Below are 6,118 nucleotides of genomic sequence, written 5' to 3' on the forward strand. Positions count from 1 at the left end.
TAATTACAACATTGAAACTACAAGACTACCTAATGAGTAGGCTTTAGCGACTTACCACCAACCGCGGCGGCCCCAGCGACGTCCGCGCCAACCGCCACCCCAGCGGCGTCCACGCCAACCTCCGCGCCAGCCCCCGCGCCAGCCGCCCCAGCGACCTCCAGATAAAAGCTGCTGTTCTTCTGTGGGTAAGTCTACAAGCAAATCGGATTTGATGACTTGATCTGACATAATTATTGACCTCAATTTATTACATAGATGTTACACACATGTATACAACTAATTTAGTTGAGGTGTGTAATACCTACGCCTTTAGTTCTAGACATATTTTCTAGAGATTAAACTCTCCTAAAGTTAGAAACAAATATGCTAGAGATCTAGCTTTTGGCTGACATTAGATTCAGTCTTTAGTTGAAGGAAATATACTACTTTGATTAATTAAATAATTTAGCTCATATTATGCACTTCAATTAGTATTACAAGTAGATTACATGTGGGTAAATCCAAAAATTATAACTTTGACACTTGTGTAAACTTAAAAAAAGAAATAAAACAGGAGAATTTCCCAGCTTTTGTCTATTTATTATTCAAACAGCTAGTTATGCCAGGATATTTAATTTAAATTTGATTTCTACAGCAGCGGACTTGGTAACTTTGTTACAAGTAATCAACTATTCACTCAATTTCTTCACAGCGGATTAACAGTGTTTCCATTGCCTCAGCTAAGGAAATTAACTCTATCCAAGAAGAACCGCTAACTAAACTTTGGGCGTGAGCCAATCGGTTTCGCAACTGTTCGGCAGATTTTAGGAAGCGTTCGCCAAACCTCTTAGACTTCAACCCAAGTTGCTGGAGAAGTTCTGGTTGATTTAAAACCAACTCTCGCTTATCGCAAAATTGTAAGTAATCTAATAAATCTGTTGCTTCGTTTCTTTCCTGACTCTCTCGCCATAGGCGTTGGGCAACTCTTAACCGCTCAGGTTTCAGGACTTGCTGCCAAGAATCTTGGGGATAATAAAGCCGCACTAACCGCAGCAAATTCATCTCTAGCAAGGTTACTAAACCAAACAGCAGCATCCGCGCGGGTGCTTTTTGCAAGTCACCACAGGTAATAATCCCACTCACTTGATTACAGTCAAGGACAAACAATCTAGGAGTTTGTTGTAGGATGGGTAGCAACTTCATTAATGGGGTGGAAATGGCGATGAGTTCTTTGGGATGAAATACCCGTTGATAGTCTTTACACTTGCCAGATTTGGCTTGCATCAAACTAGAGCGTTCGACATAGCCGCTAATAGTATCTCCCGTCTCAAGACCAACAACATCAAAATCCTGTGCGCGCATCCAATACAGCACCTCTGACACTTCAGCATCAGCTGGCACAGATTTCAAGGGTTCTGCCACATATTCAATTGTGATATTGTTTTCAAACAAACTCCGCAGGTCTTGGGAACGAGATTTTAGGTGTTTCATCTGTCTTTAGCCATAAGACATCAGCAGGATTAGTATTTCATAGAAGCCTGCTTTGTGTCAGTGCAAGCTATGCACTCTTGTAGATGCCACTTGTGCAAAAATTGAGCGAAAAGCTGAAAGCGATCGCAGCCTTGCTAAATTTGAGTATGAACTGGGATTTTTTCTTGGCGCTTTGGCTTGGAACCAATGGCTAAAAACTTCAAGCGCCCAGACCCGATGAGCCTGAGCGCTTGAATATTAGGTTGCAGAGAAACTTCTGCTGGGTAGTGGAATTAAGCAGGCATCATTTGCATAGATTTGCAAGATTCTGCACACTTACGGCAGGCAGCGGCGCATTCCATCATCTTGGAGTCATCGCTCATTTTTTCACAAACCATTGCACAGCGATCGCACATTTCAGCACAAAGCATACAAGTGCGTCCCATGAACTCAGAACCGCCCATCATCATGTTCATACACATCATGCACATTTCCGAACAATCGCGCATCATGCTCATCATGCTCATGTCCATGTACTTACCGCCTTTGCTCATGCAGTAAGCCATAGTTTCCATGCACATTTTATGACATTCCATGCAAGCATTCATGCAAGTTTGCATTTCGGTGGTCATGGATTCGGTCATCATCATCATCATCATAAGAAATATCTCCTGATTTTTTGATGCATAGAGAGTGTCCTTAGAAGGACTACTTTTAACAGTAGTTCTATCTTTTTAAGGAGTCAATAGTATTTTTTATCCCAGATTTATAAGCCGGCTATTCCGATATAATTACCGGAAATTATGACTAATTCCACATAAAATTAGTGCTGTTTTCACGAAAAGCATTACGAATTAAGGGTTACAAACTCCCATGATGAAGTAGAGATTTTCAAGCGATTAAGCTTTTAACTTGGTGAGCAAAATTTAAGTTGATATTTTACTAAGAACTTACGTCTTATTTTTTAACAAAGGGTTGCTGGACATAATAATTTATGAACTTCTATTAACTTGAAGATAGAGCATTTTCCAAATCAGCTTGTAAATCTAGCAGATGCTCAATTCCTACTGAAAGACGGACTAAATTATCGTTGATTCCGCGTTTGAGCCTTTCCGCTTCTGGTAGAGAACCGTGAGTCATTTTTGCTGGATAGCAAAGCAGCGACTCCACCCCTCCTAAACTTTCAGCCAACAAAAATAACTTGAGTCGAGAAGCGAATCTTTCCACTTCAGCAAAACCGCCTTTTAATTCCAAACTTATCATCCCCCCAAAGCCAGACATTTGCTCTTTTGCTAGTTGATGTTGTTCATGACTAGGCAAACCTGGGTAATAAATTCGTTCAACTTTCGGATGCTTTTCTAAAAATTCAGCTAAAAATAAAGCGTTTTTTTCATGTTCGCGCATTCTTACAGCTAAGGTTTTAATACCTCGCAACACTAACCAGCTATCAAAGGGACTAGGAATTGCTCCGATCGCATTTTGATAAAACTTCAGTTCAGTGTATAGTTGCTCGTTAGAAGTGATAAGTGCGCCACCAATAATATCGCTGTGTCCGCCTAGATATTTAGTTGTGCTGTGAACTACAATGTCAGCGCCTAAATCTAGCGGTTTTTGAAAGTAGGGGCTAGCAAAGGTATTATCAACTACTAAAATAATGTTGTGTTTACGGGCAATATTTGCCAGCACGGCAATATCAATAATTTTTAATAGTGGGTTGGTGGGAGTTTCAATCCAAATCAACTTGGTATTGGGTTGAATGGCAGTTTCAAAATCAGCAATATGATCAATATCTACATAGGTAGTATTCACTCCCCAATTTTTCACAACCTTTTCTAGTAAACGATAAGTACCACCATACAAATCATCACCAGCTATAATATGGTCGCCACTTTTAAGCAGACTTAATATAGTTGTAGTAGCAGCTAAACCAGAGGCGAATGCTAAGCCAAATTTACCATTTTCAATTGAAGCTAAAGCCTCTTCTAAAGCTGTGCGGGTGGGGTTTCCAGTGCGAGAGTATTCATACCCTTTATGCTGGCCTATGGCATCTTGTTGGTATGTAGAAGTTAAATAAATGGGAACAATTACCGCACCTGTCTGGGAATCTGGTTGTTGTCCTTCATGAATCGCTCTAGTTTCAAATTCCATTGTTTTCTATTAATTCCTCTTGGGTTTGACTAATCCAATATCTAATTAAATCGGCTCTAGTAATTAATCCAATTGGGACACTATGTCGCGTAATAATAATCGCTGTTGTCCCCGATAAAAGCACTCGATAAGCTTCAGAAACCTCCACATCCTCATCCAGAATCGGCAGCGGTTTACCCATAACTGCTGAAACTTCCTGGTTAGAAAAATTTATACCATCATGGAGAAATTTCATCAAAGAAGCTTCATTGAGGCTTCCTACTACGTGATTGTTATCAATTACAGGTAATTGCGATATATTCAGCTTTTGCAGGTAACTTGTGGCTTTGCTTAAAGTGTCGCGGGGACTAACAGCAACAATAGAGGGGAAATCTGTTTTCTGAGCCAAAATTTCGCCAATTTTTATAGCTCTTACTGTTTTTCCTTCCCAAAAACCATTTTCTTGCATCCAGACATCAGAGTAGATTTTATTGATGTAGTTTCTTCCTGTATCTGGTAATAACACTACAATATATTTGGGCTGCGATAATCGGGCTGCATATTTTAAGGCTGCGGCTACTGCTGTACCACAGGAACCTCCCACTAGTAAGCCTTCCTCTCGTGCAAGACGACGAGCCATATTAAAAGACTCTTTATCACTAACTCGAATCATTTCATCAACTATTTGGCGATTAAAAGTTTTAGGAATAAAGTCTTCACCAATCCCCTCAACTTTGTAAGATTTTGGCGCGTCGCCGGAAAGAATTGAACCCTCTGGATCTGCACCGACAATTACTATATTTGGATTTTGCTCTTTGAGATATTTGGCAACTCCTGAAATTGTGCCACCTGTTCCCATACCTGCAACAAAAACATCAATTTCACGATTACTATCTAACCAGATTTCTGGGCCTGTAGTTAAGTAATGAGCTAAAGGATTATGCGGATTTTCAAACTGATTTGGTCTATACGCTCCTGGTATTTCTTTGGCAAGTCTTTCCGCTACACCGTTATAACTTTCTGGTGAGTCAGGTGCTACGGATGTGGGGGTAACAACTACTTCGGCACCATAAGCTTTGAGCAGGTTGATTTTATCCTGGCTCATTTTATCAGGCATTACAAAAATACAGCGATATTTTTTGACGGCTGCAATTAATGCTAGTCCTACACCTGTATTGCCTGCGGTAGCTTCAATAATTGTGCCACCTGGTTGCAGTTGACCTGTTTTTTCTGCGGCTTCAATCATGGTGAGAGCAATTCTGTCTTTGGTACTCCCGCCAGGATTGAGATATTCTACTTTGGTGTAGATAGTTGAGTGTATGTCTTCGGTAATTCTGTTAAGTCTGACTAATGGAGTTCTGCCAATTGCTTGCAAAATGTTGTCGTAAGTTGCCATAGTTTCTCCTTGTCAGTTGTGGGAGATATGTGTTTATGGGTGTTTCATGTTGGATGAGTTGGGATGATGTTTCACGCAGAGGAGCCAGTGCGTTGCGCGGGTTCCCCGCGTTGTAGCAACTGGCGTCGCGCAGAGGCGCAGAGGCGTGGAGAGAAGAAAGGGAGGTTAAGATGGTTGCAGGGTTAGCTGTAGTTTAAGTAAGTGTTATCTGAGAATTTACGTAATTTTGATAATAGGCGTAATATCGATAGATTTATCGTAGTATATTCAGATCTCAGATTTAGATGGAATGCAACCGTTAATCTATATACTGAATTATTGAGATTAATAGTCAACTATTAAGGTACTAATCCCAAATCATCATGAAATCTCTGCACCGTCCCGATCTTTATGGCTGGTCTAATTTCAATCCGGCAAGAAATATTGATTTCAATGGGATTGCCTGGATTCGTCCCGATGGCAACATCTTGATTGACCCAGTAGCCCTATCAAACCATGATTGGAATCACCTGAAATCCCTCGGTGGTGTAGTTTGGATTGTACTAACTAACTCCGAGCATATCAGAGCAGCTAAAGAAATTGCTGATCAAACCTATGCCAAGATAGCCGGCCCTGTGGGAGAAAAAGATTCTTTCCCTATATTTTGCGATCGCTGGCTCTCTGATGGTGAAGAATTAGTACCAGGACTCCAGGTAATTGAACTGCAAGGTTCTAAAACTCCCGGTGAACTAGCTCTACTGCTGGAGGAAACAACCTTGATTACAGGGGATTTAGTGCGAGCGCGCAAAGCAGGTAGCTTAACGATTTTACCAGATGACAAGTTGCTGAATCGAGAAGAGGCGATCGCTTCTGTTCGCAGGTTGGCCCAACTAAGTCAGGTGGAAGCGGTGCTGGTGGGAGATGGTTGGCCAGTATTCCGAGATGGACACGAGCGCTTAAAGGAACTTGTGGCGACACTGTGATTAAGTTAGGGGGCGATGCTTGCGGTGGTTACAGCCTACGCACAGTTGAAGATTTGGGAAGTTGGGTGCGATCGCCTCACTCAACCATATAGAACCCATTTGACATCTTTTACTGTATTGAAGTAAAGTTACCGCAAAAGCCGTATCCAGCAGCCATGCAGTACTCTAGCAGCCTAACAGACGA

General features: G+C 41.4%; 6 protein-coding genes. 1 reads left to right on the forward strand and 5 read right to left on the reverse strand.

Translation table 11 applies throughout. The features are described from left to right. Positions 1-51 precede the first annotated feature (51 nt). The 5 genes from HCR01_RS29590 to HCR01_RS29610 all read right to left on the reverse strand — a co-directional run bounded on the left by HCR01_RS29590 (position 52) and on the right by HCR01_RS29610 (position 4,972). On the reverse strand, positions 52-228 hold the full coding sequence (locus HCR01_RS29590; RefSeq protein ID WP_191759816.1) for a hypothetical protein: 177 nt from the start codon (positions 226-228) through the stop codon (positions 52-54). Between the two features lie 444 nt (positions 229-672). After that, a complete protein-coding gene (locus tag HCR01_RS29595) occupies positions 673-1,470 on the reverse strand; it encodes a hypothetical protein (RefSeq protein WP_193199589.1) in 798 nt (265 codons plus the stop codon). A gap of 272 nt (positions 1,471-1,742) precedes the next feature. Next, positions 1,743-2,105 (reverse strand): four-helix bundle copper-binding protein, encoded by a 363-nt coding sequence (locus tag HCR01_RS29600; RefSeq protein WP_193199594.1) that lies wholly within the window; start codon positions 2,103-2,105, stop codon positions 1,743-1,745. Positions 2,106-2,454: 349 nt separating this feature from the next. Continuing rightward, positions 2,455-3,597, reverse strand: a complete 1,143-nt coding sequence (locus HCR01_RS29605) for a cystathionine gamma-synthase (protein WP_193199590.1) — start codon at positions 3,595-3,597, stop codon at positions 2,455-2,457. Then, positions 3,587-4,972 (reverse strand): cystathionine beta-synthase, encoded by a 1,386-nt coding sequence (locus HCR01_RS29610; RefSeq protein WP_193199591.1) that lies wholly within the window; start codon positions 4,970-4,972, stop codon positions 3,587-3,589. The genes HCR01_RS29605 and HCR01_RS29610 overlap by 11 nt, the downstream gene beginning before the upstream one ends. Positions 4,973-5,334: 362 nt before the next feature. On the opposite strand from HCR01_RS29610, the gene HCR01_RS29615 reads away from it, so the two are divergent. Continuing rightward, positions 5,335-5,934 carry an MBL fold metallo-hydrolase gene (locus tag HCR01_RS29615; protein ID WP_193199592.1) on the forward strand — a complete coding sequence of 200 codons (600 nt, stop codon included), beginning with the start codon at positions 5,335-5,337 and terminating at the stop codon, positions 5,932-5,934. The last annotated feature ends 184 nt before the right edge of the window (positions 5,935-6,118 follow it).

This window comes from Nostoc sp. MG11 (assembly GCF_014904695.1).
Lineage (GTDB): Bacteria > Cyanobacteriota > Cyanobacteriia > Cyanobacteriales > Nostocaceae > Komarekiella.